The organism is Kribbella sp. NPDC056861 (assembly GCF_040687575.1).
GTDB lineage: Bacteria > Actinomycetota > Actinomycetes > Propionibacteriales > Kribbellaceae > Kribbella.
On the sequence record NZ_JBFBNQ010000001.1, the window covers coordinates 166060 to 192556 of the forward strand.

Sequence of the window (26497 nt, forward strand, 5' to 3'; positions counted from 1 at the left end):
GGTTAGCTAGCTCCTGTTTCTCGGCTGAGTTCGTCGTACGTGTCACGCGTCACCAGCAGGCGGTCCAGCCGGAACCTACCCGGTTCGGCGGCTCTGACACGGCTGCCTTCCGGCGTCCAGAACTCATCATCCGGTACGGCGTCCTGCCCCGGCGGGATGAACTTGATGACCTCGTCGACCGCAGCCCGGGCCACCGCCAGCACCCGCCCGGCCTCCGCAGGATCAGCCGGTACTGCGCCCGCCGCGCGATCAGCGACGTCGAGCCACTGACCCGCGTCGAGCAGCTCGGACGGCTCCGGCCCACCGAAGGTCGGCCAGGACCCCGCTCTGGTCTCCTTGGCCGGCATCCCGAACAGGTACTCGCGTTCCGCGCCACACCCAGGGCAGACCCCGGCATAGCTGATCGCCAGCTCGCCATCCACCTCGGCGATGCCGTGCTCCCAGGGCGCGTCGATCGAACCGCAGTCCTGGCAGGGGTTCAGCTCCAGGTAGAGGTGAGCCTCATCCCTGGTGCGAGCCACCGCGAACGCCATACCGTCCCTCTCGTCGTCTACGACCATCATGCCGGGCATGGCGCTCAGGACCCCGCTATCGAAGGCCCGTGTTCGCTAGCAGTGATCGTCCTGGCAGCAGCAACGTGTCGGCCGCCCTGCCCGGCTGTCGGCGCCAACTGCCGCGCAGTGGTGCTGTAGTCGAGCCCCTTGAGCATGCTCGCCGGTACGCCGCTCTGCACCAGCGCATCGGCCACCTTGCTGCTGAACTCGCCCTGCTGCGCACCGGTGTTGTACAGCTCGCGCAGGTCGACCCGCCCCTCGGCCATCAGCGCCATGGTCGGGTGCAGGGTCGCGAACGCCGAGCCGTAGCCGCCGTCGTTCACACCGGCCATCGTCCCGTTGGGGAACGCCTGGTAGAGCCGCTCATGCCCGTCAGCCTCGCGCACCGACAACACCACCGGCTCCTTGGAGCTCTTGGCCTTGGCCAGCGCGTCCAGCAGCGGCCGGTAGGGCTGGTGCACCTGCTGGCCCGACTTGTCCTGCCCGTACTCCGTCGCGCGGATGTCGGGCGAGCCCAGACGCTCCGGCACGGCCTGGAGACGTGCACCGGCGACCACTGCGTCCACCGAGGCGCCGGACTCCAGTTGCCGGAGGCCGTCGAGGTACTCGTGCTTGAGCATCGCCACGTAGTACTCGGCTCTCGCGACGTTCGGCAGGTGCTCCGGCCGCTTGGCCGCGGGGGTGCCGCGGCCCTTGTCCGTCGACTTGGTGACAGTCACGTCATAGGCCACTGGGATCCGGACGACGACCAGCTCGCCTTCCTCGAACTTGCTGGTCTCCAGCCGGGTCCCGTGCGCGTCGGACTGTTGCTGCTTGACCTGCTCGCCGACCGAGCCGCCGACCGAGACGATGCCGCCACTGGCGCCGCCTGACCCGGCGACTGGCAGCAGGCGGTTGCCGGCGGTCGTAGTACGAGTGGTCAGCTGGTGTCGGCGTACCTTGCCGGTCTGGCCTTCGGGCTGCACGTCGCCTTCAAGCTCCCAGCCGAGCGGACGGGCTTTGACCACTACCGAGATGGTTGTCCGGCCGTTGCCCGGCGTCGCCATCGGTACCAGTGCGAGGCCGTCGGCGCTGGTCAGCTGCTCGAACTTCGCCTTCATCGCGGTCGGCGCGAGCTGCGACTCGACTGCTGCCTGGTATTCCAGCAGACCGCCGTCATTCAGCATGTCCGAGCGGCCCAGCCTTGCGCTGACCTCGTCGTACAGCTGATCGGTGACGTCACCGCCGCGCGGGTACGGGACCATCGTCTGCACGATCGCGCTCTCCGGCAGGTGGAACTCGCGATGCTCGGGCAGCCGCTCGTCGGGCGCGGCCTGGGCCGCGGTGAGCGGCGCGGTGATCAACCGACGGGGGACCAGCGCGGTCAGCTGGGCGCGCAGCTCCGCGGGTGTCGAGACCGTGATCCGCTCGGCGGGGTTCACCTGGTTGAGCCGCCAGCGCAGGCTGGCCATCGTCGCGGCGCCCGCGTTGTGCACGCGGGTCACCTCGGTGGTGAACAGGACGGTCCGCTGGACCTTGGCCAGCTCCGGCGACAGTGCCCGGTCGATCGTGGTGTTCTCGCTGCCGGACTCGGCCGACACCGAACGAGTCCGGTCGGTGCCCACGCCGACGTTCAGCGCGGTCCCGTCAGCGTCGGCGTCCTTGCCACCGACGCTGGCCGAGTACGTCGTCGAGTGGCCGACCGACTTGCTCTGCCGGTTGTAGTCGTAGGCCTGGATGATGCCGATCAGGTCTTCCTTGCTGATCTCCGGGTTGCCGTCGACCGTGATGTCGCCCTCGTACCTGGCCTTCACCCGGACCAGCAGCAGATCAGGACTCTCCCGGCCCTCGACCGGTACTTCGATCGGCGCGACGTACCCGCGCGGACCGAACATGTTCTCCAACGCTCCCTGATAGCTGTCCTCGCCCAGGTCGACCTTCAGCGCCGCGCCGAGCAACGCGCTCTCGGCCTGCAGACCGGGTGCGACCTCCTCGATCTGTGGCCGGACCAACGGCAGCAGATCAACCTTCTTGTCCGGTTGGCCTTCCACAGTGATCGACTCGAGCTGGCTCGACCCCAGGCTGGCCAGGTACTGCGGAGGCAAGCCGACCGCCCTGGGCTGGTTGGCCTGTAGCTCGGTGTCCTCCACGGCGGCGTCCAGGCGCTCCGCGGCCGTCGGGGCGTTCGACTGCTGGACCCCGCTCTTCTCCAGGACCTTCTGGGTCAGTCGCTCGTCGGTGTGGGACTCGGCAAGCCCGGTGGCGCCGGCCTTCTCCAGCCGGTAGCGCCGGACGAACCCGGCCGCAGTACGGGGGGACAGGTCGAGCTTGCCGTTCAGGTAGCGCTCGGCGGCGTCGGTGACCATCGGCAGTGGCAGGTCGAGCTTGCCGGTGCCGTAGAGCTCCAGCGCGCGGCGTTCGGCCATTGCCTTCTGGGCGATCGCGTCCTCCAGCGGGACGCTCTGTACGACGCGGTCGCCGTCCATCACGTCGGCCACCATCCGGTACCGCTCGATCAGCTCGTAGTGGGTGCCGACGTTGACCAGCAACCGCTCCTCGCCGGTCGTCTGGCTGCTGCTGGTCGACTGGGAGCTACCGGCATTCCGGCCGGCACCGAGGCTGCCGGACAGCGAGGAGCCGTCAGCGCCGTTCTGGCCGCCGCCGCCGTCGACGCCGACGCCGCCCGAGGTCGACGTACCGGAGCCGGCGCCGACGGTGTTCATGGTGAAGTTGATGTCACCGGTGTTCTGCGCGCTGGTCGCGACGACTGTCTGCGCGATCGCCTCGCCACGGATGACGATCCGGTGCTGCTGTGGCAGCAGGCCGCGTTGCTGTACTGCCTGGACCGGGTTGGCCGGCGCCGGCGTGATGACGAGCGGCAACTCGTACTTGCCGTTCATCCACTCCGGGTGGGCGATCAGGCTGTCGGGAGAGAGCGCGGTGTGGAGCTGCAGGTAGGCGCTGGAGTCGGCACGGATGGCCGGCACCGCCGTCACCAGGCGATCGGCGGGGTTGCCTGCGTCGACCGCCACCGGGATGCCGCGCTGGACGGCAGCTGGGTGCGGTTGCTTCGGCTGGGCCTCGAACGCAGGCTGCTCGGCCCGGGTGAGCGCGCTGTCGATCGCCAGCGTCATGGTGCCCCGGACGTCGGCCAGCGGCTTCGAGCCGCCCTGGTCGGTCATCTCGGTGAAGGTGATCCGGATGTCCTGCTTGAGCTTGTCGAGGGGCGCGGTGCTCTCGTTGAGCGTCACCCGGTTGACTCGCCGGTTCACCGACCAGTTGAAGCTGCGGCCGACCGCGTTGCGGCTCAGCTTGGCGCCCAGTCGGCCCGCCAGGCCACGGACTCCATCGGTCGGGCCGTTGCTGACACCGACCCCGGCGGACAGCGGCAGCGACTTGCTGCGGCCGGAACTCCGTCCGGTGGCGTCAGAGCCGATCCCGAGCCGGACCACGTTCTCCGTGTTCGTCGTACCGCGACCCTCGACCGCGGTGAAGTCCTGCTCGACGGCCAGCCGGAACTGGCGGAAGTGCGGGGCACGGCCGAGCCGGTGCTCGACCAGGACGACCGGTAGTCCGCCCTGGCAGGCCTGGTTGATCCCGGCCTCCATGCGCGGCGCGGTGATCTGCTGGACGACCCGGTCGTAGTTCATCAACTGGGCGGCGCGCTGCCGTTCGTCCGATGGCAGCGCGTCCAGGCGGGGCCGGAAGTCGGCGTCCAGCGGCGGTACCAGCTTCATTTGGCTGAGGCTGGTCAGGGCCTGCCGCTGGGCCTCGTCGGCGCCTTGCAGCGACTGGGTGAGTGCCTTGCCCGGGCCGCGCAACTGGTTCTCGCCTGTGCCGTACCAAGGTGGCAGCGTCTGCGGGCCGGTCGGCGGCTCGGGGTCGCCGTGCAGGAGCGCGTGACCGTCCTGGTCCTGGCGGATCGTCGTACCGTCGGGCTCGGTCTGGATGGCTCGCTTGTCGGCCCGTCCGCCGGCCCGGAGCAAGTCGTTGTCCGGCAGCCGGACCAGGGCCTCGCAGGTCTTGGTGACGACCACCGGCTGGGCCTTGCGATCGGAGATCTTCGTCAGCGTGGCGGTCAACTTCCAGTCGACCACGACGGCCTGGGTCGGCCCCTGGTTGCGGTGCACCGCTGGGGTGATGGAGGTCGCGCTGACGTCCTGACCGCCCTGCCGGGACACGTTGCGCCCGACGCCGATGCTGGGGGAGAGATCCGCGCTCGTACTGCCAAGGTTCTGCAGGGTGGTCGGGCCGACCGAGACCGAGCCCGACAGCGACCGGTTGAAGGTCTGACTCGCGTTGATCCCGGCGAAGTCGACCACCACCTCTTCCTGCCACACCTCGCGACTGGACTCGCCGACCAGCCGCGCAGTACTCCAGACCGGGGTCGCCGTGAGGTTGAGCTCGTACTCCGGTTCGCCGCCGTTCGGGACCGGGCGGCTCACCCCTCCGGGTTTCGATGCCTCGCGCAACAATCTCTGCGCGTCCTGGGTGATCAGCCCGCTGATGTGGTCGTAGCCGTTGCGGTCGATCCGGCCGTGCTGGTCCCTGGCCTTCGCCACCAGTTCGTCGTTGAGGCCTTGCAGACCGGTGACCCGGTTGACCGTGTAGCGCGGAAACTCGGTACTGAGCTCGTTCGCGCGGCCAACCTCTTCGAGGCTGACGGTTTCGGCCGGCGCCTGCACCGTGTAGGCGCTGGACATCCAGGTCAGCTGCCGGCCGGCCTCGACGGTCTCGACCGGCGACCAGGGCTTGGTGACCGAGTTCCTGACCTCGATCTCCCAGTCTCCGGTCCACTCGTACAGCAGCGACTCACCGCGGTTGTCGTCGACCATCGAGTGCTGGTACGCCGCCTGCGCGCCGCTGGCCTCCTCCAGACTCCGGCCGGAAGACCCGTCGATCCGCGGCGCCACCACATGGGAGGCGGCCCGGACAGCAGTCCCGTCAGGCGCCAACGCCATGAACGGCTGCAGATCCACACCCGCGTTGACGCTCGCCGAGTGAGCCGCGATGGTGGCGATGCTCTGGCCGCCGTCACCCATCGTGCCGGTCATCTGCTCGGCCAAGTCGTAGTCGCGACCGATCACCTCGGTCAGGTCCCGGGCCTTCATCCGCAGCCGGACCTGGGTCAGCTTCGTGACGTCGTCGTCGGCACTGCCACCCACGGTGAAGACCATGCCGTCGGGGGACAGCAACCGCCGGTACTCCGCCCCAGGCACCGGAATCGGCGCACCGGGAGCGATCTGCTCCTTGCTGCCCTGACTGGCCAACACCTGGTTGATCTCGTCGACCGGCATGGCCAGCGGCTGCCCGGTCGGCACACCGGTGCCCAGCAGATCCTTGACCGGCATCGCCTGATCAACGCTTGCCTGGTAGGCATCTGCCCGCTCTGCCGCCTGCCGTGCCAACTCAGGGATCTGGTCCTGCGACCTGTTGGTATCAGCAACGGCCGCGTCCAGTTCGCCAAGCAGAGCCTGGTACCCATCCAGCGTCTTGGCGGCTTCGCCCGCCGCGTGCTGATAGGCGGCCGCGATCTCCGTGTGCCGCCGCGCCTTGGCGGTCGACGCATCAGCCGCGACCTCCAGTTGGCGGGCACGCTCGGGGGCGCCGTTGTCCTTCAGCAGCTTCTCGGCCTCGGCGTCGGCCTTGCTCTTGCCGGCTGCCTCAGTGGCGGCGGTGGCAGTGGTGACCTTGTCCGCAGCCCGTACCTCGAGGTCGAAGACCGCAGATTGCAGCGTCGTCATCTCGGCCAGCACCCGCTCACGCAACAGGCCAGGACTGTTGGGCGCAGGCCGGGCCGCGACCGCGTCCCGCTCGGCGGCAGCAGCGGCGACACCTGCGATCGATGCGCCCGGTGCGTAGATGGACCCCTCGGCCCACGGAAGCGTGGGAGTTGCTCCGCCACGCTTGCCGATCGAGGTGGCCAGGCCTTCGAGGTCGCGCTCCAGGTCAGCCACACTCCGCGGCCCACTGGGACGGCCGTAGGCGGCAGTCTCGGCTCGCGCTTCGTGCCAGTCGTTCGCCAGGAGTTGATAGCTGGCGTAGTCGGCGTTCAGCCTGCGGTCACGCTTCTCGTGGCTGAACACCGCGCGGACCCGGGCGAGGATTCCCTTCGGCCTGCCTGCCTTGGCCGCTTCGAGTTCCTGGGTCAGTTGGCTGAGCTGGTGCACCCAGACCTGGCGCAGTTGCGCGTCGGCCAGGCGCGGCGAGATCCGTAGTACGTGGGGGTCGTTCTGGGTGCCGGAACGGAGTCGGCCTTCGGCTGCCAGGCCGCGGCCCGGCTGGAGGATCTCGACCCGGAAGTGTTGTGGCGCTTCGCTGGCGGTGGTGTCGAGTACGGCGAGACGCGGCCGACCGAGCACGGTCGGCTGGCTCGTGACAGAAGAGCCGAGATCGGCCTCGCCGAGCCGCTGCAGCGCTGCGAGTGCGGAGTCCTCCTGCAGGTCGGGGTCGAGAGCAGGACGGCCGCCGATCCCGGAGACCAGGGAAGTACCGCGTACTTCGGGGGTCTGCGTGCGGGCCTCCGCACGGCGATGACTGCCACCCACTTGGGCGCGGTGACGCCCGGAGACGCGGGGCTGGCCAGGCGGCGGTAACGCAGTACCGGGGTTGCTCTGGAGGGTGCGGGCCTCGCGGCTGATCTGGTGGGCGGCCGAGACGATCTCGGACGTCACCGGTGGCCTCGGCTCGGTCGGCATGGTCGTCAGCCGTACTGCGGCCGCCTCGGACTCCGGCGCTGCGCTCTGCAGCGCGACCCGGAGCATCGCCTGGGCCTCATCGCGGCGGGGTTGGTCCAAGCCGGGCACGTGGAGCAGACGGTCGAGTGCGGCAGTCGCGCCCTCGGCGGGAGAGTTGCCTCGGGTGCGGGCGATTTCGGCGCCGAGCATGGCTACTGCCTCTGCCAGCAGGCGCTGGTCGCTGACGTGGTCGGCGGCCCGGCGGCTGAGTTGCGAGTCGGCCGCCTCGACGATCGCGGCCGGCAGGTAGTCGCGGGAACCGGTCAGCCGCACCCTGCCGTCGCGCAGCGGAACGGCGGTGGGGGAGACGATGCCCAATGCCGCGCCGATCGCCTGCCGGGCCCGCTGCTGCGCGGTCACGGTCTGGCCGGAGGGCGGCTGACTGACCGTCGTCGTCATCGACCGGCTCCCTTCGAGTTGTGCCGGCGCAGCCTGGGAAGCAAGCTGCCGAGAACTTCGTCCGCAAGGTAACTTCTTGACCAGCGAGCGGCAACCATCGAAAGATCACGATCGGTGCTGCACCCACTGTGACCCGGAACAGGGTCTTTACACCTATCTAGACCAGTTCCCGGAGTCCGGTCGAACAACCTTTGCGCAATTCGCTCAGCGCGCACCGAAGAGGTAACGGCGTGTGTATTCGGTCCAAATGGTCCCTGCCGACCATTACGGTAGGCGCGTGAGTTTCTCGTCCCCCACGCGTCCCTCGCCCGCCGGTGCCCGCGGTTCCAAGGCTCCGGTCGGCGGCTCGAACCGACTTCCCTCCAGCCGCGAACGCCGCCCAGCGCTCGCCGCTCTGGCGGTGATCCTGATTCTGCTCGGCGCCGCCGGGTCGGCCCTGATCGCCTTGCGCAGCGGCGATCGGCAGGACTACGTAGCGGTCGGCAAGCAGATCGCCCCCGGCCAGAAGATCACCAAGGACCTGCTGGCCAGAGGAGACCTGGCCGGTAAGACCGCCGGCCTGGTCAAGTGGTCCGATCTGAAGACGCTGGAAGGCAAGTACTCGACCGGCTATCTGTACCCGGGTCAGTACCTCCACAAGGACAGCGGCACGACTGACCGCATCCCGGCCGGTGGCGCCCTGGTCGGCGTCACCCTCGAAGGCGGTCGCGCGCCGGCCTCGGGCGTCGGCAGGGGCGACATCGTGCAGGTGATCCAGGTACCGGCCGCCAACCAGCCCGGCGGGGTGTCCTCCACGCTGGTCACCGCGGCCAAGGTGATCGAGGTGTCTGGCGGGATCTCCGACAAGACGACGAACGCGAACACGACGCTGAACGTCACCATCGAGGTGCCCACCGCGAAGTCGGTCGCGGTCGCCTCGGCCGCTGCGGCCAAGACGCTGGTGCTGGTGCAACTGTCGGCCGATACGCCGTCCGAAGTACCGGCTGACGGAGCCCGCTGATGGCACTGGTCGCATTGGCGAACGCCAAGGGTTCGCCCGGGGTGACGACGGCCAGCCTGGTGCTCGGCGCGCTCTGGCCACGGCCGGTGCTGCTGGCCGAGTGCGACCCGTCGGGCAGCGACGTGGCGATCCGGATGACGGCGCCTGGTGGCCAGCCGCTGAACTCCGACCGCGGGCTGGTCAGCCTGGCCGCGGCCGGCCGCAAGGGTCTCGACGACGACGTGATCATGGCCCACAGCCAGCAGCTCAACGGCGGGCTGGACGTGATGGTCGGAGTGCGGTCGCCCGAGCAGATCGGCGGCATGGGCGGGCTCTGGGAGCCGCTCGGCATCACCTTCAACCAGATGTTCAGCGCGGACGTGATCGCCGACTGCGGCCGGATCGGACCGTCCTCGCCGCAGCTGCCGGTGGTCCAGGCCGCCCGGCTGGTCGTGATGGTCTGTACCGCGACCGGCTCGTCGGTGGCCCACCTGCGCGAGCGGCTCGGCCAGCTGGTGCACCACGTGGACGCCAAGCTCGGCGTGATCGTCGTCGCCGACCCGAAGAAGCGCGACGGCGTGAAGCAGGTCTGGTCCGTGCTCGACGCGATGGCCGTGCCGGTGCAGTACCGCTGGCACCTGGCCCACGACCCGGCCGGCGCCGCGTTCTTCGACGGTCGCGGCCACGGCCGGCTGGACCGTACCGCGCTGATCCGGACGGCCGGCGACATCGCGGCCGAGATGGCCGCCGCGGTCGCGATGCCGACCCAGCACGACTTCGACATGGCCCAAGCGGCGTTCCCGCCGGACGGCGCCTGGGAGGGCCGATGAGCGCCGACCAAGAGCTGGTCCGCAAGCTCCGGGTCCAGGTGGCCGAGCGGCTGAACGAACAGCGCCGCCGCGACCAGGCCAACGGTGTGCCGCCGATGAGCGCGGAGGACGAGCGCGAGTACGCCCGGTCCCTGATCGTCCAGGTGCTCGAGGACCACGCGCGGTACGAGCTGGCCGAAGGGCGCACGCCGCCCACCCCCGAGGACGACGCGCAGATCGCCGGCGCGATCCACTCGGCGCTGTTCGGCGTCGGCCGGCTGCAGCCGCTGATCGACGACCCGGACGTCGAGAACATCGACATCAACGGCTGTGACCAGGTCTTCATCCAGTACGGCGACGGTCGCGAGGAGCGGCCCGGGCCGGTCGCCGACAACGACGAGGAACTGGTCGAGCTGATCCAGGTGCTGGCCGCCCACGCCGGTCTGACCAGCCGCCCGTTCGACTCGGCCAACCCGCAGCTCGACCTCCGGCTGCCCGACGGCTCCCGGTTGTCGGCCGTGATGGGCGTGACATCTCGGCCCGCCATCTCGATCCGGCGGTCCCGGCTCGGCAAGGTGTTCCTCCAGGACCTGGTTGCCAACGGCACCATGTCCGCCGACATCGCGTCCTTCCTGAAAGCGGCGGTCGCGGCCCGCAAGAACGTGATGATCGCGGGCGCCACCAACTCCGGCAAGACCACCCTGCTGCGCGCGCTGGCCAACGAGATCCAGCCGCACGAGCGGCTCGTCACGGTCGAGCGCTCGCTCGAGCTGGGGCTGGGCGAGTTCAAGGAGCTGCACCCGAACGTGGTCGCGTTCGAGGAGCGGCTGCCGAACTCCGAGGGCGTCGGCGAGGTCAGCATGGCCGACCTGGTCCGCCGCTCGCTGCGGATGAACCCCAGCCGGGTGATCGTCGGCGAGGTGCTCGGCGACGAGATCGTCACGATGCTGAACGCGATGAGCCAGGGCAACGACGGCTCGCTGTCGACGATCCACTCGAACAGCTCGATGGAGGTGTTCAACCGGATCAGCACCTACGCCATCCAGGCGTCCGAGCGGCTGCCGATGGAGGCCACCCAGATGCTGATCTCGGGCGCGCTCGACTTCGTGGTGTTCGTCCGCAAGCACAACGACTACCAGCACGGCGGCACCATGACGCGGTACATCGAGAGCATCCGGGAGGTGACCGGCTGGGACGGCCGGGTGCTGTCCGGCGAGGTGTTCGCTCCGGGTGCCGACGGCCGGGCCGCGGCGCACGCGCCGATCGCCTGTATGGACGAGCTCGAGCACTTCGGCTACCAGCCGCTCGTGCACGGTCGGTGGGCCTGATGAGCCTGGAGACCCTGCTGGCGCTGCTGTGCGGCGCCATGGTCGGCGGCGCGATCCTGCTGCTGGTGGTCGCGATCCGCGGTACGGAGCCGCGCGAGTCCACCCCGTCGCTGTTCCAGCGGGGCGGCAGCGTCGAGGGCCGTAAGCAACTGATCCGGCTCGGCACCGGTGTCGCGGTCGGGCTGATCGTGCTGCTGGTCACCCGCTGGCTGGTGCTGGCGGCGGCGCTCGGGCTGCTGGCTGCTCTGGCTGACCGGTTCTTCGGCGGTACCGGCGAGGAACGGCGCGCGATCGAGCGGCTGGAGGCACTGGCCACCTGGACCGAGGCGCTGCGCGACACGATCGCCGGCGCGGTCGGTCTGGAGCAGGCCATCCCGGCCACCGCGGTCAACGCGGCGCCCGCGATCAAGCCGAGCCTGAACCTGCTGGTCGACCGGTTGCGGATCCGCGAACCGTTGCCCTCGGCACTGATGCGGTTCGCCGACGACCTGAACGACCCGTCCGCCGACCTGATCGTCGCCGCGCTGGTGCTGAACGCGCGGCTGCGCGGGCCAGGTCTGCGCGAGGTACTGAGCGCGCTGGCCGACTCGGCCCGCGAGGAGCTCGACGTACGGCGCAAGGTAGCGGCCGAGCGCCGGTCCACCCGGCGCAGCGTCCAGGTGGTGGTCGCGATCACGCTGCTGGTGGCGGCCGCGCTGATCCTGTTCAACCCGGCGTACGTCTCGCCGTACACGAGTTTCATCGGCCAGTTCGTGCTGTTCATCGTCATCGCGCTGTACGCGATCGGCCTGGTCTGGCTGCGCCGGCTGGCGAAGATCGAGGTACCGGAGCGGTTCCTGATCCGCAGCAGCGACCCACGGGCACAAGGCAGTACTGGTGACCAGCGGATGGAGGTGGTGGGCGGATGACCGGCGCTTTCATTGCGGGTGGTCTGGTCGGCCTGGGGGTCTACCTGCTCGTCCGGCTGCTGATCCGGCCACGGGCCAACGTGCTCTCGACCATCGCGCGGATCGATGCGGGCCGCTCGGGGTACGTCAGCGCCGCCACCGCCAGCGCGGCGGGGGAGCGGGTGCTCGGCGGGATCGACCGGGCCCGTTCGACCCTGGGCCAGCGGCTGGAGGCCGAGGCGAACGCGCGCGGCTGGGCGTTCGGCCGGCTGCGCCGCGACCTCGCGGTGATGAACCAGCCGTTCGCGGCGATGCTGGCCACCAAGGTGTTCTTCGCCCTGGGCGCGCTGATCTTCATCCCGTTCGTGCTGGTGATGTTCGCGTTCCTCGGCTTCACGCCGCCGGGGGCGACCCCGGCGGTCGTCACGCTCGGCGCGATGGCGTTCGCGTTCTTCCTGCCGGACCTGGCGCTGCGCCAGGAGGCCGAGGCACGGCGACGCGACTTCCGGCACGTGGTCGGCAGCTTCCTGGACCTGGTCGCGATGAACCTGGCCGGCGGCCGAGGGCTGCCGGAGGCGCTGATGACGGCCTCCACGATCGGCGACCACTGGGCGATGGCGAGGATCCGGCAGGCGCTGGCCAACGCGCGGCTGATCGGCATCACGCCGTGGGACGCGATGGCCCGGCTCGGCGAGGACCTCGGCGTGGAGGAGATGCGGGACCTGGCCTCCGCGCTCGCGCTGGCCGGCGACGAGGGCGCCAAGATCCGCTCCTCGCTGCTGGCCCGGGCCGCGTCGCTGCGACGCAAGGAGCTGGCCGACGTCGAAGGTAAGGCCGGTGAACGGTCGCAGTCGATGCTGGTCGCGCAGCTGGTGATGTGCGCGGCTTTCATGCTGTTCCTCGGATATCCCGCGGGGGCGGCGATTCTGGGCAGTTAGCGGTGGCGGTGACGGGGGAACAAGGATCCGTCAGGGATTTCCGTCCGTCGTACAGGGCATACTGAGGCTCGAATCGGGCCCAGGACTGAAGTAACGAGTTTCGGAGGGTTAACCGGATGAACGTGGAAACGCAGTTCCTGCGCGCGATGGTCGGCTACGCGCTGGCTCGCGCCCACACCCAGCGGGCCAGGGGCCGGGACGCCCGCGCCCGCGGCGCCCGCACCGAGCTCGGCGCGTCCGCGCTGGAGTGGGCGATCATCTCGGCCATCCTGGTGGCCGCCGCGCTGGCGATCGGTGTCGTGGTCAAGAACGTGATCACCAAGCGCACCGGTGAGATCCAGAACGGCTGACGCGTTGCCGCGGTCACGCACTCGTCACCGGCGCAGGACCCGGTCGGAGCGAGGGGCCTCCTCACTCGAGCTGGCCATCCTCGCGCCGACGATCCTGGCGCTGATCTTCGTCTCGATCCAGACCGCGCTGTGGCTGTACGGCCGGTCGGTCGCGCTGAACGCGGCCCAGGAAGGAGTCTCCCGCCTGAGACTCGTCCAGCCGCCGCTCTACACCGGCGCGATCGGGGAGAAGGTCCGCACCGACATCGAGGCGTACGCGCAGCAACTCGGCGGCAACACCCTCGGCAAGGCCGTGGTCGAGTCGCCGACATACAACAACCCCGAAGGGATGGTCTCCTTCACCGTCACCGGCGAGACCATCTCGCTGGTCCCCGGCCTGAAACTGACCGTCAGCCGAACCGCCACCGGCCCGATCGAAGTCTTCGAAGCAGACGACAAGTGAGTGAGGCATGAAAATCCTGGGGACCCGCCACCACCGCGCCGCCCGGCGCCCTGCAGGCGACCCCGCTTCTCACCACTCCGCGGGTGCCCCTGCTTCGCACCACCCCGCCGGTCGGCAGACCGCGGGAGACTCCGCGCCCCACGACCGCGCCGGTCTGCGGTCCGCTAGCGACCTGCCCTCCCGCCACCGCGCTCGCCGCGCGCAGCGTGGTGAGCGCGGGACGATGGCTTTGGAGATGGTGATCCTCGCCCCTCTGCTGTTGATCCTGTTCATGTTCCTGCTCGCCTGCGGCCGGTACTTCCAGACCTCCTCCCTGCTCGAGAACGCCGCCCGCGACGGCGCCCGATCGGCCAGCCAGTCCCGCTCGATGGGCGACGCGCAGGGCCAGGTCGACTCCGCCGTCACCCGCACGATGGCGCAGGCGGTCAAGTCCTGCCAGGACACCGCAGGCGGCACCATCACCACCGGCTTCACCGCCGGCGCCGCACTGTCGGTCGAGGTGACCTGCACGATCGACTACCGCGACCTCGGGCTGCTCGGAATCGCCGGCAACACCACCATCACCAAGCGGTTCAGCTCCTCCGTCGACCCGTATCGAGGTGTCCGCGATGGCACGCCCTGACCACGGCGCGGCCGACCCCGCCGCCCACCGCCCCGAAGCTCGCCGTACGACGCCCTGGCGCCGCCTGGTCGCCTTCGTCCAGGTCGACGCCCCCGGCGACCACCGCGGCGCGCTCAGCCCCGCGGTCGCGATCCTCGCGGTGATGATCTTCACCCTGGCCGGACTCGTCATCGACGGCGGCCGCCAGCTCGGCGCCAAGTCCCGCGCCGTCGGCTACGCCCAGGAAGCTGCCCGTGTCGGCGCCGCCACCATCATCTTCAACAGCGCCGAAGCCAAGATCGACACCCTCAAGGCCGGTACCGCGGTCTCCGACTTCTGCGCTCAGGTCACCTCCAACGACAAGGCCGTGCAGAAGTGCGGCACCACCGAGCTCACCGACGAGGGACTGACGGTCGAGGTTGTCATCGGTAACAAGACCACCTTCCTCGGCATGATCGGGATCGGAAACCTGAACGCCAGCGGCACCGGCGAAGCGCACGCCGAGCAGGGTGTCACCAAGGCCGACGACAGCCCGAAGATCCCGCCGATCGTGGTCGGCACCCGGAGCCCGGACGGCCCGGGCAACATCCCGACCACCAACACCGCGGTACCGCCGACCCTCGACATCCCGTGCCCGTCGAACTGGACGATCGGCGCCCCGACGCCGATCTGGACGCTTCCGCTCCCGCTCCCGGGCAGCTGTACGCCGAGCATCACCCCGAAGCCCAGCGAGAGCCCGTCGTCGACCCCGCCGACCGATTCGCCGTCACCGACCTCGACGTCGACCAAGACCACGCCGACGCCGACCAAGCCGCCCGCCGGTGGCGCGCCGCGGGTCGCAGTACCGCAGAACTCCCAACCGCCGGGAGCCAACTGATGATCCGCCCCGACCATCAAGGAGTCCCCGTCGTGCGACGTTCGGTCGTCCCAGCCGCCCTGCTGGCCGCAACCCTGCTGCTGTCCGCGTGCGGCGGCAGCTCGGACGACGGCGGGATGCCCGTGCCGGTCGAGGGAGGCGACGCGCCCACCATGACGCTCACCCCGCTGCCGACCGCCGAGCCCACCCCGGCGCCGACCGGAAAACAGTCCGGCAAGCCGTCCGTCCCCGCGACCACGGCGGCATCCGTGCCCCCGGTCGGGCAGGTGACCGTCGTTCCGGGGAACTTCGCGAACAACCCCGCCGTCCAAGGCCTCGTGAAGAGCTACCCGGTGTATTTCAGCGCATTGGTTGCCGGGGACTCCAATATCGTCAAGAACAACTTCCCGGCGTATTTCTACGCCGACGTCCAGCAGGGCATCGACGAGGCCAAACGCAACGGCTGGGTGATGAAGCCGCCGGGCAGCGTGGTGGTGATGGGCACCTCCACGCAGCCGCTTGACGTGATCCGGGTGAAGCTGTGCCGCTCCCAGACCACGCAGTACTGGAATCCCAAGACCAAGGGCTGGACGGTGACAGCGAAGGGCGCACCCCAGGTGATCGACATGATCCGCACCGGTCTCGGCTGGCTGCCTTATCAACTCGCGCCGTCGACCGGGGTGAATTGCACCAAGGTGCGCTTTCCGGCCTAGTCCGAAATCAAATCGTTTTGCGCAATGACGTGACTGGACACAATCCACCGGGCATGATGCCCCTGGCTGAAGATAACCTGCGAGTAGTCGGACAAGACTCTGGAGTGAGGATGCGCAACCGAGTGAGCCGAGGGCTGATCGCCCTGACCACGGTGGTCGCACTGCTGGCGGTCTATCCGACCTCCACCGCGTCGGCGGACACGATCACCGCAGGGGACAGCGTCTGCAGCATGTACGTGAACTCGATCGGCTTCGGCGCGGTCTGCAGTTCCTCCGTTCCCTACATCCCAGGCGTGAACAGCCCGCCGCCGCCGACCTGGCGCGAGCGACTCAACGGCAATGTCTTCATCCCCTGCCGGGACTTTCCGATCCCGGAGGGCATCAAGCTCGGCAAGGCACCGGACGGCAAGAGCTGGGTGCTCCGGGTGCGGATCGAGGACTACAACCTGGACAAGTTCAACGGTGGCGACAGCGTCCACCTGGAGCGCATGTTCGTGCCGGTGTCCGGCGCGGAGCGGGACCAGTGTCGCGACATGGAGTACATGGACCAGTTCTGGCGCGAGTTCGGCAGCATCTATCCGCCGCCTGCACTGCAGATCAAGCCGACCTACACCCCGCGGGTGAACGTGCCGGCCTACTTCTCGCTGACTCGCGAGAGCTCGATGGTGCTGCAGAACACGGGTGACCCCGGAGCCATGGACAGCGCGTACTACGACGCGACCCACAACCTGACGATGCGCGGACTGGTCACCGAACTGCTGGTGGATCCAGGAGACGGGACGGCGCCGTTCACCTGCGCGCTGGGGGTGGGCAAGATGGACGACGGCTTCGACGGGTACGACGAGAAGGCCGATCCGTTCCACCAGATGAGCACCTGCTCGCACAAGTACCAGAAGTCCAGCGCGAGCCAGCCGGACGGGATGTACACGGTGAAGCTGAAGCTCACCTGGACCGTGTCCTACTGGAAGGGCGGGCCGGACTGGGTGAAGGTCGGTACCGCCACTATTGACGCAGTACAACGCCTGCCTGTGCAGGAAGTGCAGTCCATCGGTGGGTAAGGGAGGCACGACGATGGTGAAGACGGGTGAGCAGGTGCGCAACGCGCGGCTGCCGCAGCGGTCTGACGGTGGGGCCGGCGAACGGCTGAAGGGGCTGGGGTCGCTGCTGGCGATCGTGGCGATCGTGGGCGGCGTTCCGTACGTGCTGCTGCGGTTCTTCGGCAAGCCGTGGCCGGACCAGATGCCGAACCGGGACGTGCTGGTCAACCAGCTGAGTGCCGAGACGCTGATCGGCATCATCACGGTCGTGATCTGGCTGGCCTGGCTGCACTTCGTCGTCTGCCTGCTGACAGAGGCGGTCGCGGAGATCAAGGGCCACGGTCTGTCGCCGCGGATCCCGCTCGGCGGCGGGTCGCAGACCCTCGCCCGGCGGCTGATCTCGGGGGTGGTGCTGATCGCGGGCGCCGCCAGTGTGACGCTGCCGGTCGCCAGTGCGGTCACCACCGCGCCGCTCGGCAGCCCGTCGTCGGTGAGTGTTGCCCAGGGCAATGACAACAGCACGCAGGACACCTTCCGGCAGAACGAGCCGCGGAGCACGGTGCAGGTCGGCGCGGCCACGGTCAAGCGCACCCACACCGGCGTCCGGACGAACAACGACCACACCGGTCAGGTCGTCAAGTACACCGAGGTCCGTCCGCCGGAGGGCCGTAACTACGACTGCCTGTGGGACATCGCCGAGCGGTACCTGGGCGAGGGCCGGCGCTACAACGAGATCTACAACCTGAACAAGAACAAGCTGCAGCCCGACGGCCGCCGGCTGACTAACCCGGACCTGATCATGCCGGGCTGGCAGGTTCGCCTGCCCGCTGACGCCAAGGGCGCCGGTGTGCACACGGTGCTCGTCAACGTGGACCACAAGGGCACCACGACAACGACGACCACGCCCACGACGTCGACGGCCAAGCCGACCGCGAAGGCCAACGCCTCGAACGAGACGCGCACTGCCGAGCAGCAGGGCACGAACGCCGTCGGCAGCCGCTGGTTCGAGCAGCAGGAGGCCGAGGCCGGCTCTGCGATCGGGATCGGCAGCGCCGCGAACGACCCGGCAGCGGCCCGAGCTGGTCTGCCCGGCGTTGCAGCCGGTGCCGACAAGGGCGGCGCCGAGCAGGGTGAGCCGGTCGAGGCCGGTACTCCGGTCGACACCGGGTTCGACACCACGAAGGCCGGGATCTACGGCTTCGGCGCCACGCTGCTCGCAGCGGGCATCGCGATCGCGTTGAAGCGCCGTCGCGGCTGGGCCCAGGGTCCTGGTCCGAAGGCAGCTGGACACCGCCAGACGGAGATCGACCTGCGCCTGGCGTCCGACGTACCGACTGCTCGGTTCGTCGACAACTCGCTGCGGTCGCTGGCCAAGACCTTGACCGACGACAACCGGGTGATGCCGATCGTCATTGCCGCGCTGGTCACCGACCGGGCGCTGACGTTGGTGCTGGAGCCGGGTGAGTCCCCGGCGGCGCCTCCTGGTCCGTGGCAGGCCATTGCCGACGGCACCCGTTGGGTACTGCGTCGCGCCTACGCGCCGGAGGGCGATGTGGACGGCCCCGCGCCGTACCCGACGCTGGTCACTCTCGGCCGCAACGCCGACGGAGCGACCGTGCTGGTCGACCTCGACACCGCGGACGGCATCGTCAGCTTCGGTGGCGTCACGGACGCCTCCCGCGACGTCGTCGGTTCGCTGGCGGCCGAGCTGGCCACGAACCTGTGGTCCGAAGGCGCACATGTCAGCATGATCGGCTTCGGTGACGACCTGTCGACGCTGGCGCCGAGCCGGTTGAGCTACTGGGTGCGGCTGGACGACGCGCTGCGCGAGGTGACTCGTCGGACCGACGCCCAGGTGCAGGCCTGCGACCGGCGTGAGGCCGCGAGCGTGGCCGACGCGCGGATGGCGTTCCCCGACCCGATGCTGTGGGGTCCGGAGATCATCTTCATGTCCGCGCCGCCGTCGCCGGACGAGGAGCGGCAGCTTGCCCGGCTGGCGAACGACCCGAAGCGCTGTGTCGCGGTGGTCGTCGTCGGTGACGTGATGAGCTCGCCGTGGCGGTTCGTGGTGGACGAGAAGAACCAGGCGGTCTGCCGGTTGCTCGGGCTCGAGGTCGATGCGCACAGCATCAACCCGTCCCAGTTCGCGGACCTGGTCGCGCTGTTCGGGGTGGCCGAGTCCGAGGCGCTGGACAAGCGTCGCGGCGACCAGGACCTGCCGGCGTACGAGTTCTCCCAGGCGGATCTGAGCCAGCCCGCGCCGGTCGAGGTCGACCTGCTCGGACCGGTCGAGGTGGATGCCCGCGGCGTGCTCGACCCGGGCCGGGTGTCGCTGTCGACGGAGATCGTCGCGTTCCTGGCCAGCCAGGACTACGGCGTCCACCCGAACGTGCTGGCCGGGGCGATCTGGCCCCGCGGCATCAGCGAGGAGCTGCGCAACGCCGCGCTGGAGCACACCCGCAACTGGGTCGGCCTGGACGCCATGTACGCCGACGAGTCCGGCCGCTGGCTGCTGAACCGCAGCATCGTCCGGGTCGACTGGGACGTCTTCCGCACGCTGGCCAAACAGGCGTCGCTGATGGACGACCCGCGGGCGCCGTTGTCGACGGCCCTGAGCCTGGTGCACGGCCAGTCCTGGTCGAACCTGCCCGCCGGCCGCTACTCGTGGCTCGCTGCCTCCGGCATCGAGCGCAAGATGGCCGAGGCAGTGGTCGACGCGGCCCTGAAGCTCGCCGAAGCCAGCCTCCGCCACAATGACGGCAACCTGGCCCGCACGGCCCTGCAGACCGGCCTGAGCTTCTCACCGGCCTCCGAGGACCTGTGGCGAGCCACTCTGCGCCTGGCATCGCACTTCGGTACGACGGACGACGTCTCCGCGGTCGCCAGCCAGATGTACTCCGCTCTCGCCAAGCACGGCGGCCCCCGCGGCGCCGAGCCCGAGACGGATGCCCTGGTCGACGAGCTGCTCCCCGGCTATCACCGGTCGGCCGCAGTCGCGTAGTACCGGCTTCACAGAGAACCGCCCCCGAGAGAGTCTCTTGGGGGCGGTTCTGCGTTCGGGGGATCAGAGCGGGTTGGCGGTCCAGGTGTCGCAGCGGGTCATGTCGCCGGAGTCCATCCCGACCTTGAACCACTTCATCCGCTGCTCGGCGGTACCGTGGCTGAAGCTCTCCGGGTTGACCTGGCCCTGGGTCTTCTCCTGGATCCGGTCGTCACCGACGGCCGCCGCCGCGTCGAGACCGCGAGCGATGTCGTCCTCGTTCAGCTCGGTGATGAGCGGCTTCCCGCTGCTGGTAGGCACCTTCACCGCGTGGTTGGTCCAGATACCGGCCAGGCAGTCGGCCTGCAGCTCGGAGCGGACCGAGTCGGAGTTCGCGCCCTCGCGGGACTTGATCCGGCCGAGGATGCCATAGAGGTTCTGGATGTGGTGGCCGTACTCGTGCGCCACGACGTACGCCTCGGCGAAGTCGCCGCCGCGGGCGCCCAGGTCGGTCTGCAGCGTCTCGAAGAAGCCCAGCTCCAGGTAGACGCGCTTGTCCGGCGGGCAGTAGAACGGGCCGACCGCTGCCGTGGCAGGGCCGCAGCCGGTGTTCACCGAGCTCTCGAAGACCCGCATCGGGGCCTTGGTGTAGGTCTTGCCGCGGCGGGGCAGTTCGGCGGCCCAGAAGTTCTCGATCGAGTTCTGGTAGAAGACGAACCGGCACTCCTTGTTGGCGGTGAGGTCCTTGCCCGTCTTGCACGCGTCGAGATTGCCGGCGGCGGTGTTGCGGACCGTCGGCTCCTCGGCACCTCCTCCGCCGCCTGGCAGGCCCCCGTTCAGGAGCAGCACGATGATCAGCAGGACGATGCCGCCGATGCCACCGCCGACGGGAATACCCATCCCGCCGGGGAGCCGACCGCCTCCGCCACCGCTGCCGCGGGTGTCTTCCACGCCGCTGGTGTCCAAGTCGGCGTCAGGGTTGAATTTCACCTGTGTTGTCGCGGGGAGGCTCCGTCGTTCAGGGCGGGGCAGTACCGCGACTCCCTCCCTTCAGAAGCCGGGGACTGTCGGTCCCAGCTGATTGGATCTGTTCCATGGCCCGGTTCAGGATGTACCCGACTCCTATGCAGCATGATGCGCTGTTGGAGCAGTGTGGGCAGGCCCGGTATGTGTGGAATCTTGCCCTTGAGCAGTGGTCGATGTGGACTCGTGACAACGGCGCGACGCCGGGTTTCGCCGAGCAGTGCCGGCAGTTGACAAAGGCAAGGGCTGTGTTCGGCTGGCTGCGGGCAGGATCGCAGACCGTCCAGCAGCAGGCGCTGCGGGACTTCGACCAGGCCGTCAGGAGCTTCCAGCGAGGTACCCATCGGCGACCGAGTTGGCGCAAGGCCGGTCTGCGCGAGGGATTCCGGATTGTCGGCTCTCAGGCGTCCAAAACGGTCAAGTTGAACCGCAAATGGGCCGTGGTCAACATTCCGAAGGTCGGTTGGGTGCGGCTCCGGGTGTCCCGTGCGATTCCCGCTGCGAAGTCTTACCGGGTCACCCTCGACCATGCGGGGCGCTGGCACCTTGCGTTCGCCGTCGTTCCGGATCCGCTGCCTCCACCCGGTACGGGCCAGGTCGTCGGCGTGGACCGTGGCATCACAGTCTCGGCCGCGCTGTCCACCGGAGAACTTCTGACCTGCCCTGGACCGTCGGAGATCGAACAGAGGCGGCTGAGGCAACTGCACCGTCGACTGTCCAGGAGTTGTCAGGGCTCTGGCCGCGGTCAGCGGGTCAAGGCCGCAATCGCCAGGCTGTACGCCCGCTCCAGCGATCGTCGGAAGAACTGGGTGGAGAGGACCAGTACCGACTTGGCGCGCCGGTTCGACATCATTCGCGTCGAAGACCTGCGCATCGCCCAGATGACGGCCCGGCCCAAGCCGAAAGCTGATCCAGGCCGGCCGGGTAGGTACCTGCCGAATCGACAACGTGCCAAAGCCGGTCTGAACCGAGGGGTTCTGTCCAACGGCTGGGGGCTGCTCGTCCAGCGTCTGGAGCACAAGGCGCCAGGACGGGTCGAGAAGGTCAACCCGGCGTACACGTCGCGGACCTGTAGCGTCTGCGGGCACTGCGCACGGGAGAACCGCAAGAGCCAAGCGGTCTTCCGGTGCGTATCCTGCGGGCATCAGGCGAACGCCGACGTGAACGCGGCGGTGAACATCGCGGCCGGACGGGCCGTCAGCGCACGCGGAGAGACGCCTGAACGGGTCTCGTCGAAGCGTGAACCTCAGCACGCTACCTCCGCGTAGTGGCTGGAATCCCCATCCGTCAGGAGGGGAGGACGTCAAAGCACATACACTAGTCCTGTCGCTGCAAGAGGCCGCCTTAAGACGCGTCCCTGCCGACCCGCTTCCGTTCAGCCGACTCAACGCGCTGACACCCGACTTGAGGACACCTGCGCCGCCATGATCACTGTCACCAACCTCGAGGTACGCGTCGGGGCCAGGCAACTTCTCTCGCCTGCCTCTTTCCGCGTCGGTCCGGGGGACAAGGTCGGCCTGGTCGGTCGGAACGGCGCCGGCAAGACGACGCTGACCAAAATCCTGGCCGGCGAGGGCCTGCCCGCCTCCGGTTCGGTGTCGTCGTCGGGTGAGATCGGCTACCTGCCGCAGGACCCGCGGACCGGCGACCTGGAGATGCTGGCCCGGGACCGGATCCTGGCCGCGCGTGGTCTGGACGAGGTGGTCCGCCGGATGCGCAACGCCGAGAAGGCGATGGCCAGCGCGGACGAGAAGACCCGCGAGAAGGGCATGCGGCGCTACACGCGCGCCGAGCAGGACCTGCAGTCCGCCGGTGGGTACGCCGCGGAGTCCGAGGCAGCCCGGATCGCGGCCAACCTGGGCCTGCCGGATCGGGTGCTGGGGCAACCACTCGGCACCTTGTCGGGTGGTCAGCGGCGCCGGGTCGAGCTGGCCCGGATCCTGTTCGCGCAGGCAGAGACGCTGCTGCTGGACGAGCCCACCAACCACCTGGACGCCGACTCGGTGGTCTGGCTGCGCGACTTCCTGAAGACCTATCCCGGTGGCGTGATCATGATCAGCCACGACGTGAACCTGCTGGAGGACACCGTCACCCGGGTCTTCCACCTGGACGCGAACCGGGCCGAGATCGACGTCTACAACGTCGGCTGGAAGGTCTACCTGGCGCAACGCGAGACCGACGAGCGGCGGCGCAAGCGCGAGCGCGCGAACGCCGAGAAGCAGGCCTCGATCCTGGTCGCCCAGGCGAACAAGATGCGTGCCAAGGCGACCAAGGCGACCGCGGCTCAGCAGATGCTGAAGCGGGCCGAGAAGCTGGTCTCCTCGCTCGAGGACGAGCGCGCGTCGGACCGGGTCGCGAAGATCTCGTTCCCGACCCCGGCGGCCTGCGGCAAGACGCCGCTGATGGCCAAGGACCTGTCGAAGTCGTACGGGTCGCTGGAGATCTTCACCGCCGTCGACCTGGCGATCGACCGCGGCTCGCGGGTCGTCGTGCTGGGGCTGAACGGCGCCGGCAAGACCACGCTGCTGCGGGTGCTGTCCGGGATCGAGAAGATGGACACCGGCGAGGTGATCGACGGTCACGGTCTCAAGCTCGGGTACTACGCCCAGGAGCACGAGACGCTCGACGTGAACCGGACCGTGCTGGAGAACATGAAGTCCGCGGCGCCGGACCTGAACGAGACCCAGGCCCGCTCGGTGCTCGGCTCGTTCCTGTTCAGCGGGGACGACGCGGACAAGCCGGCCAAGGTGCTGTCGGGTGGCGAGAAGACCCGGCTCGCGCTGGCCACGCTGGTCGTCTCGGCGGCGAACGTGCTGCTGCTCGACGAGCCCACCAACAACCTGGACCCCGCGTCGCGCACCGAAGTACTGAACGCGATCCGGTCCTACACCGGCGCGATCGTGCTGGTCACCCACGACGAGGGCGCCGTCGAGGCGCTCGAGCCGGAGCGCGTTCTGCTGCTCCCCGACGGCGTCGAGGACCTCTGGACCAACGACTACGCCGACCTGGTGTCGCTCGCCTGAGTGGTTTTCCACAGGTGATCAGGACCGCACGAAAAGTGCGGTGAGGTGCCGTATGTTCACTGGCATGAGCGATCTCGGACTGCGGTTGACGGTGGACGGGCCAGTGGCCCGGGTGGTGCTGGACCGGCCGGAGGTGCGCAACGCGCAGACTCCGGCGATGTGGGCGGCGCTGTCGGACTTCGGCAGCTCGCTGCCCGACGACGTGCGGGTGGTGGTGGTGTCGGGGGAGGGCCAGTCGTTCTCGGCCGGGCTCGATCGCAACCTGATGATGGGCGAGCCGGTCGACGGGCAGGAGCCGCTGCTCACCCTCGGGAAGAAGCCGGATCCTGAGCTGCAGGAGCTGATCAAGCACTTCCAGGCGGGCTTCTCCTGGCTGCGCAGGCCGGAGATCGTCAGCATCGCGGCGGTGCAGGGGCACGCGGTCGGGGCCGGCTTCCAGCTGGCGCTGGCGTGCGACCTGCGGGTGATCACGCCGGACGCGAAGTTCAGCATGCGTGAGCCTGCGCTGGGGCTGGTGCCTGATCTGGGTGGGACGCAGCCACTGGTGCAACTCGTGGGGTACGCGCGAGCGCTGGAGATCTGCGTGACGTCGCGCTGGGTCGAGGCTGACGAGGCGCTGCAACTCGGGCTGGCCAACATCGTCGTACCGGCCGATGAGCTGGCGGGGACGGTGAAGGATCTGTCGGAGGCGGTGTTGTCGCCGTTGGTGGGCGCGGTGCGGGAGACCAAGGCGTTGCTGCTCGGCGCGGCCGACCGTTCGTACGACGAGCAGTTGGCGGCCGAGCGCGAGGCTCAGACGCGGCGGCTGAAGGAGCTCAACACGGCGTTCGGCTGAGCGACACCGGGCGGCGGGAGTTTCGGCGGGACGGGGCGCGGGGACCGGCGCTACCGGGCGAGGAAGTTTCGGCTGGTCCGAGGTGTTGTCGACGGTGACGAGTTGAGTGCAGGGGAGGGACCGGATGTCTTCGGGGATGCGAATGGGTGGCGGCACCGGCGGCGCGATGGGCTGGCGGCGGCAGGACGCGTCGGTGGTGGATCGCAAGCTGGCCAAGGGCACGCTGCGGCGCATCCTGCGGTTCGCCAAACCGTTCAAACTGCACATCAGCGTCTTCCTGGTACTGGTGGTGGTCTCCGCGGTGCTGGTGATCGCCTCGCCACTGCTGTTCAAGAAGATCGTCGACGATGGCATCATCAAGGGCGACGGCGGTCTGGTCACCGCGCTCGCCCTGGTGGTCGCGTTGCTGGCGATCTTCGAGGCGACGCTCGGGTTGATGCAGCGCTGGTTCTCGGCCCGGATCGGCGAGGGTCTGATCTACGACCTGCGCACGCAGGTCTTCGCGCACGTACAGCGGATGCCGGTCGCGTTCTTCACCCGGACGCAGACCGGCGCCCTGGTCTCCCGGCTCAACAACGACGTGATCGGCGCTCAACAGGCCTTCACCTCGACGCTGTCGGGCGTGGTGTCGAACGTGATCAGCCTGATCCTGGTGGTCGGCGCGATGCTGCTGCTGAGCTGGCAGTTGACGGTGGTCGCGATCCTGCTGCTGCCGGTCTTCCTGCTGCCCGCCCGGTACCTCGGGCGCCGGCTGGCAGCGATGACGCGCGAGCAGATGCAGCTGAACGCGGACATGTCGACGGCGATGACCGAGCGGTTCTCGGTCGGCGGCGCGCTGCTGGTGACGCTGTTCGGCAAGCCGGAGCTGGAGAACGAGCAGTTCGGCGAGAAGTCGGGTCGGGTTCGTGACCTGGGCATCCGGATCGCGATGCTCGGCCGGGTGTTCTTCACGGCGCTGACATTGGTCGCCGCCCTGGCGACGGCTCTCGTGTACGGCGTGGGCGGCAACCTCGCGGTCCGGGAGACGCTGACGGTCGGCACCCTGCTCGCACTGGTCGCGCTGCTCGGCCGGCTCTACGGTCCGCTCACCGCCTTGTCCAACGTGCGCGTCGACGTGATGACCGCGCTGGTCTCCTTCGAGCGCGTCTTCGAAGTGCTCGATCTGGAGCCGATGATCCAGGATGCGCCCGACGCGCGGGCGTTGCCGGATGATGCGGCTTCGGTGGAGTTCGACCAGGTGTCGTTCGGCTACCCGACCGCCGAGCAGGTCTCCCTGGCGAGCCTGGAGTCGGTCGCGGTGCTCGACAAGCGAGCGTCGGCGCAGGTGCTCGAGGACATCACCTTCACGGTCGAGCCGGGTCAGCTGGTCGCGCTGGTCGGACCGTCCGGCGCGGGCAAGACGACCATCACCAACCTGGTCGCCCGGCTGTACGACGTGACCGGCGGCTCGGTGCGGATCGGCGGTCAGGACGTTCGCGAGGTGACGCTGCAGTCGTTGCACGACACGATCGGCTATGTCACCCAGGACGCGCACATGTTCCACGACACCATCCGGGCCAACCTGGCGTATGCGAAGCCGGGCGCGACCGACGAGGAGATGGCGGATGCGCTCCGCTCGGCGCAGGTCTGGGACCTGGTGTCGTCTCTGCCTGACGGCCTGGACACGGTGGTAGGCGACCGCGGGCACCGACTCTCCGGCGGCGAGCGGCAGCGGCTGGCCATCGCCAGGTTGTTGCTGAAGGCACCGCACATCGTCGTACTGGACGAGGCGACGGCGCACCTCGACTCCGAGTCGGAGGTCGCGGTGCAGCAAGCACTCGACACCGCGCTCGAAGGCCGCACATCGCTGGTGATCGCGCACCGGCTCTCGACCGTGCGCAACGCGGACCAGATTCTGGTTGTTGACCACGGCAACATCGTCGAGCGCGGCACCCACGAGGAGCTGCTCGCCCTGGACGGCGAGTACGCCGATCTGTACCACACACAATTCGCGGAAACAGGCTCAGCGGCAGGCGTCTGAGGGGGAG

At 69.1% G+C, this 26497-nt stretch carries 19 protein-coding genes; 16 read left to right on the forward strand and 3 right to left on the reverse strand.

The window, feature by feature from the left end:
- Positions 1–2: 2 nt before the first annotated feature.
- Positions 3–563, reverse strand: coding sequence for a hypothetical protein (locus tag AB0P21_RS00785; RefSeq protein ID WP_363692724.1), 561 nt, complete (start codon positions 561–563; stop codon positions 3–5).
- Positions 564–577: 14 nt separating this feature from the next.
- Entirely contained in the window at positions 578–7669 is a 7092-nt protein-coding gene (locus AB0P21_RS00790) for a hypothetical protein (protein WP_363692726.1), read from the reverse strand.
- Positions 7670–7946: 277 nt separating this feature from the next.
- Between AB0P21_RS00790 and AB0P21_RS00795 the strand changes: the two genes are divergently transcribed.
- From AB0P21_RS00795 to AB0P21_RS00850, 12 genes are all read left to right on the forward strand, one after another.
- The gene (locus AB0P21_RS00795) at positions 7947–8669 is read left to right on the forward strand and encodes a hypothetical protein (protein ID WP_363692728.1); all 723 of its coding nucleotides are present in this window, start codon (positions 7947–7949) and stop codon (positions 8667–8669) included.
- Complete coding sequence (locus tag AB0P21_RS00800; RefSeq protein WP_363692729.1) at positions 8669–9478, forward strand: hypothetical protein; 810 nt, start codon at positions 8669–8671, stop codon at positions 9476–9478. Before AB0P21_RS00795 ends, AB0P21_RS00800 begins: the two co-directional genes overlap by 1 nt.
- The gene (locus AB0P21_RS00805; protein ID WP_363692730.1) at positions 9475–10785 is read left to right on the forward strand and encodes an ATPase, T2SS/T4P/T4SS family; all 1311 of its coding nucleotides are present in this window, start codon (positions 9475–9477) and stop codon (positions 10783–10785) included. Before AB0P21_RS00800 ends, AB0P21_RS00805 begins: the two co-directional genes overlap by 4 nt.
- Positions 10785–11693: a type II secretion system F family protein gene (locus tag AB0P21_RS00810; protein ID WP_363692732.1), complete on the forward strand. Its 909-nt coding sequence runs from the start codon at positions 10785–10787 to the stop codon at positions 11691–11693. The genes AB0P21_RS00805 and AB0P21_RS00810 overlap by 1 nt, the downstream gene beginning before the upstream one ends.
- A complete protein-coding gene (locus AB0P21_RS00815; RefSeq protein WP_363692734.1) occupies positions 11690–12610 on the forward strand; it encodes a type II secretion system F family protein in 921 nt (306 codons plus the stop codon). The genes AB0P21_RS00810 and AB0P21_RS00815 overlap by 4 nt, the downstream gene beginning before the upstream one ends.
- A gap of 116 nt (positions 12611–12726) precedes the next feature.
- Positions 12727–12960: a hypothetical protein gene (locus AB0P21_RS00820; RefSeq protein WP_270129803.1), complete on the forward strand. Its 234-nt coding sequence runs from the start codon at positions 12727–12729 to the stop codon at positions 12958–12960.
- Positions 12941–13402: a TadE family protein gene (locus AB0P21_RS00825; protein WP_363692736.1), complete on the forward strand. Its 462-nt coding sequence runs from the start codon at positions 12941–12943 to the stop codon at positions 13400–13402. The genes AB0P21_RS00820 and AB0P21_RS00825 overlap by 20 nt, the downstream gene beginning before the upstream one ends.
- 223 nt (positions 13403–13625) lie before the next feature.
- Positions 13626–14024 carry a TadE/TadG family type IV pilus assembly protein gene (locus AB0P21_RS00830; RefSeq protein ID WP_363692738.1) on the forward strand — a complete coding sequence of 133 codons (399 nt, stop codon included), beginning with the start codon at positions 13626–13628 and terminating at the stop codon, positions 14022–14024.
- A complete protein-coding gene (locus AB0P21_RS00835) occupies positions 14011–14880 on the forward strand; it encodes a pilus assembly protein TadG-related protein (RefSeq protein ID WP_363692739.1) in 870 nt (289 codons plus the stop codon). The genes AB0P21_RS00830 and AB0P21_RS00835 overlap by 14 nt, the downstream gene beginning before the upstream one ends.
- Complete coding sequence (locus AB0P21_RS00840; RefSeq protein ID WP_363692740.1) at positions 14880–15572, forward strand: hypothetical protein; 693 nt, start codon at positions 14880–14882, stop codon at positions 15570–15572. Before AB0P21_RS00835 ends, AB0P21_RS00840 begins: the two co-directional genes overlap by 1 nt.
- Before the next feature lie 110 nt (positions 15573–15682).
- Positions 15683–16630 carry a hypothetical protein gene (locus AB0P21_RS00845; RefSeq protein ID WP_363692741.1) on the forward strand — a complete coding sequence of 316 codons (948 nt, stop codon included), beginning with the start codon at positions 15683–15685 and terminating at the stop codon, positions 16628–16630.
- 13 nt (positions 16631–16643) lie between these two features.
- Entirely contained in the window at positions 16644–19610 is a 2967-nt protein-coding gene (locus AB0P21_RS00850) for a hypothetical protein (protein WP_363692742.1), read from the forward strand.
- 63 nt (positions 19611–19673) lie between these two features.
- Here the strand turns inward: AB0P21_RS00850 and AB0P21_RS00855 are convergent, their stop codons facing one another.
- Complete coding sequence (locus AB0P21_RS00855; RefSeq protein WP_363692743.1) at positions 19674–20579, reverse strand: neutral zinc metallopeptidase; 906 nt, start codon at positions 20577–20579, stop codon at positions 19674–19676.
- A gap of 119 nt (positions 20580–20698) precedes the next feature.
- Between AB0P21_RS00855 and AB0P21_RS00860 the strand changes: the two genes are divergently transcribed.
- From AB0P21_RS00860 to AB0P21_RS00875, 4 genes are all read left to right on the forward strand, one after another.
- A complete protein-coding gene (locus tag AB0P21_RS00860) occupies positions 20699–21880 on the forward strand; it encodes a transposase (protein ID WP_363694397.1) in 1182 nt (393 codons plus the stop codon).
- A 156-nt stretch (positions 21881–22036) separates the two neighbouring features.
- A complete protein-coding gene (gene abc-f / locus AB0P21_RS00865) occupies positions 22037–23635 on the forward strand; it encodes a ribosomal protection-like ABC-F family protein (RefSeq protein WP_363692744.1) in 1599 nt (532 codons plus the stop codon).
- Positions 23636–23699: 64 nt separating this feature from the next.
- Entirely contained in the window at positions 23700–24470 is a 771-nt protein-coding gene (locus tag AB0P21_RS00870; RefSeq protein ID WP_363692745.1) for an enoyl-CoA hydratase/isomerase family protein, read from the forward strand.
- A gap of 124 nt (positions 24471–24594) precedes the next feature.
- Positions 24595–26490: an ABC transporter ATP-binding protein gene (locus AB0P21_RS00875; RefSeq protein ID WP_363692746.1), complete on the forward strand. Its 1896-nt coding sequence runs from the start codon at positions 24595–24597 to the stop codon at positions 26488–26490.
- The last annotated feature ends 7 nt before the right edge of the window (positions 26491–26497 follow it).

What these genes read in the sequence shown, in the direction of transcription:
- AB0P21_RS00830 (WP_363692738.1), top strand. Translation starts at nt 13,626, where the DNA reads ATGGCTTTGGAGATGGTGATCCTCGCCCCTCTGCTGTTGATCCTGTTC.
- AB0P21_RS00845 (WP_363692741.1), top strand. Translation starts at nt 15,683, where the DNA reads ATGCGCAACCGAGTGAGCCGAGGGCTGATCGCCCTGACCACGGTGGTC.
- AB0P21_RS00820 (WP_270129803.1), top strand. Translation starts at nt 12,727, where the DNA reads ATGAACGTGGAAACGCAGTTCCTGCGCGCGATGGTCGGCTACGCGCTG.
- AB0P21_RS00805 (WP_363692730.1), top strand. Translation starts at nt 9,475, where the DNA reads ATGAGCGCCGACCAAGAGCTGGTCCGCAAGCTCCGGGTCCAGGTGGCC.
- AB0P21_RS00785 (WP_363692724.1), bottom strand. Translation starts at nt 563, where the DNA reads ATGATGGTCGTAGACGACGAGAGGGACGGTATGGCGTTCGCGGTGGCT.
- AB0P21_RS00810 (WP_363692732.1), top strand. Translation starts at nt 10,785, where the DNA reads ATGAGCCTGGAGACCCTGCTGGCGCTGCTGTGCGGCGCCATGGTCGGC.
- AB0P21_RS00790 (WP_363692726.1), bottom strand. Translation starts at nt 7,669, where the DNA reads ATGACGACGACGGTCAGTCAGCCGCCCTCCGGCCAGACCGTGACCGCG.
- abc-f (WP_363692744.1), top strand. Translation starts at nt 22,037, where the DNA reads ATGATCACTGTCACCAACCTCGAGGTACGCGTCGGGGCCAGGCAACTT.
- AB0P21_RS00870 (WP_363692745.1), top strand. Translation starts at nt 23,700, where the DNA reads ATGAGCGATCTCGGACTGCGGTTGACGGTGGACGGGCCAGTGGCCCGG.
- AB0P21_RS00835 (WP_363692739.1), top strand. Translation starts at nt 14,011, where the DNA reads ATGGCACGCCCTGACCACGGCGCGGCCGACCCCGCCGCCCACCGCCCC.
- AB0P21_RS00875 (WP_363692746.1), top strand. Translation starts at nt 24,595, where the DNA reads ATGTCTTCGGGGATGCGAATGGGTGGCGGCACCGGCGGCGCGATGGGC.
- AB0P21_RS00850 (WP_363692742.1), top strand. Translation starts at nt 16,644, where the DNA reads ATGGTGAAGACGGGTGAGCAGGTGCGCAACGCGCGGCTGCCGCAGCGG.
- AB0P21_RS00815 (WP_363692734.1), top strand. Translation starts at nt 11,690, where the DNA reads ATGACCGGCGCTTTCATTGCGGGTGGTCTGGTCGGCCTGGGGGTCTAC.
- AB0P21_RS00800 (WP_363692729.1), top strand. Translation starts at nt 8,669, where the DNA reads ATGGCACTGGTCGCATTGGCGAACGCCAAGGGTTCGCCCGGGGTGACG.
- AB0P21_RS00840 (WP_363692740.1), top strand. Translation starts at nt 14,880, where the DNA reads ATGATCCGCCCCGACCATCAAGGAGTCCCCGTCGTGCGACGTTCGGTC.
- AB0P21_RS00860 (WP_363694397.1), top strand. Translation starts at nt 20,699, where the DNA reads ATGTACCCGACTCCTATGCAGCATGATGCGCTGTTGGAGCAGTGTGGG.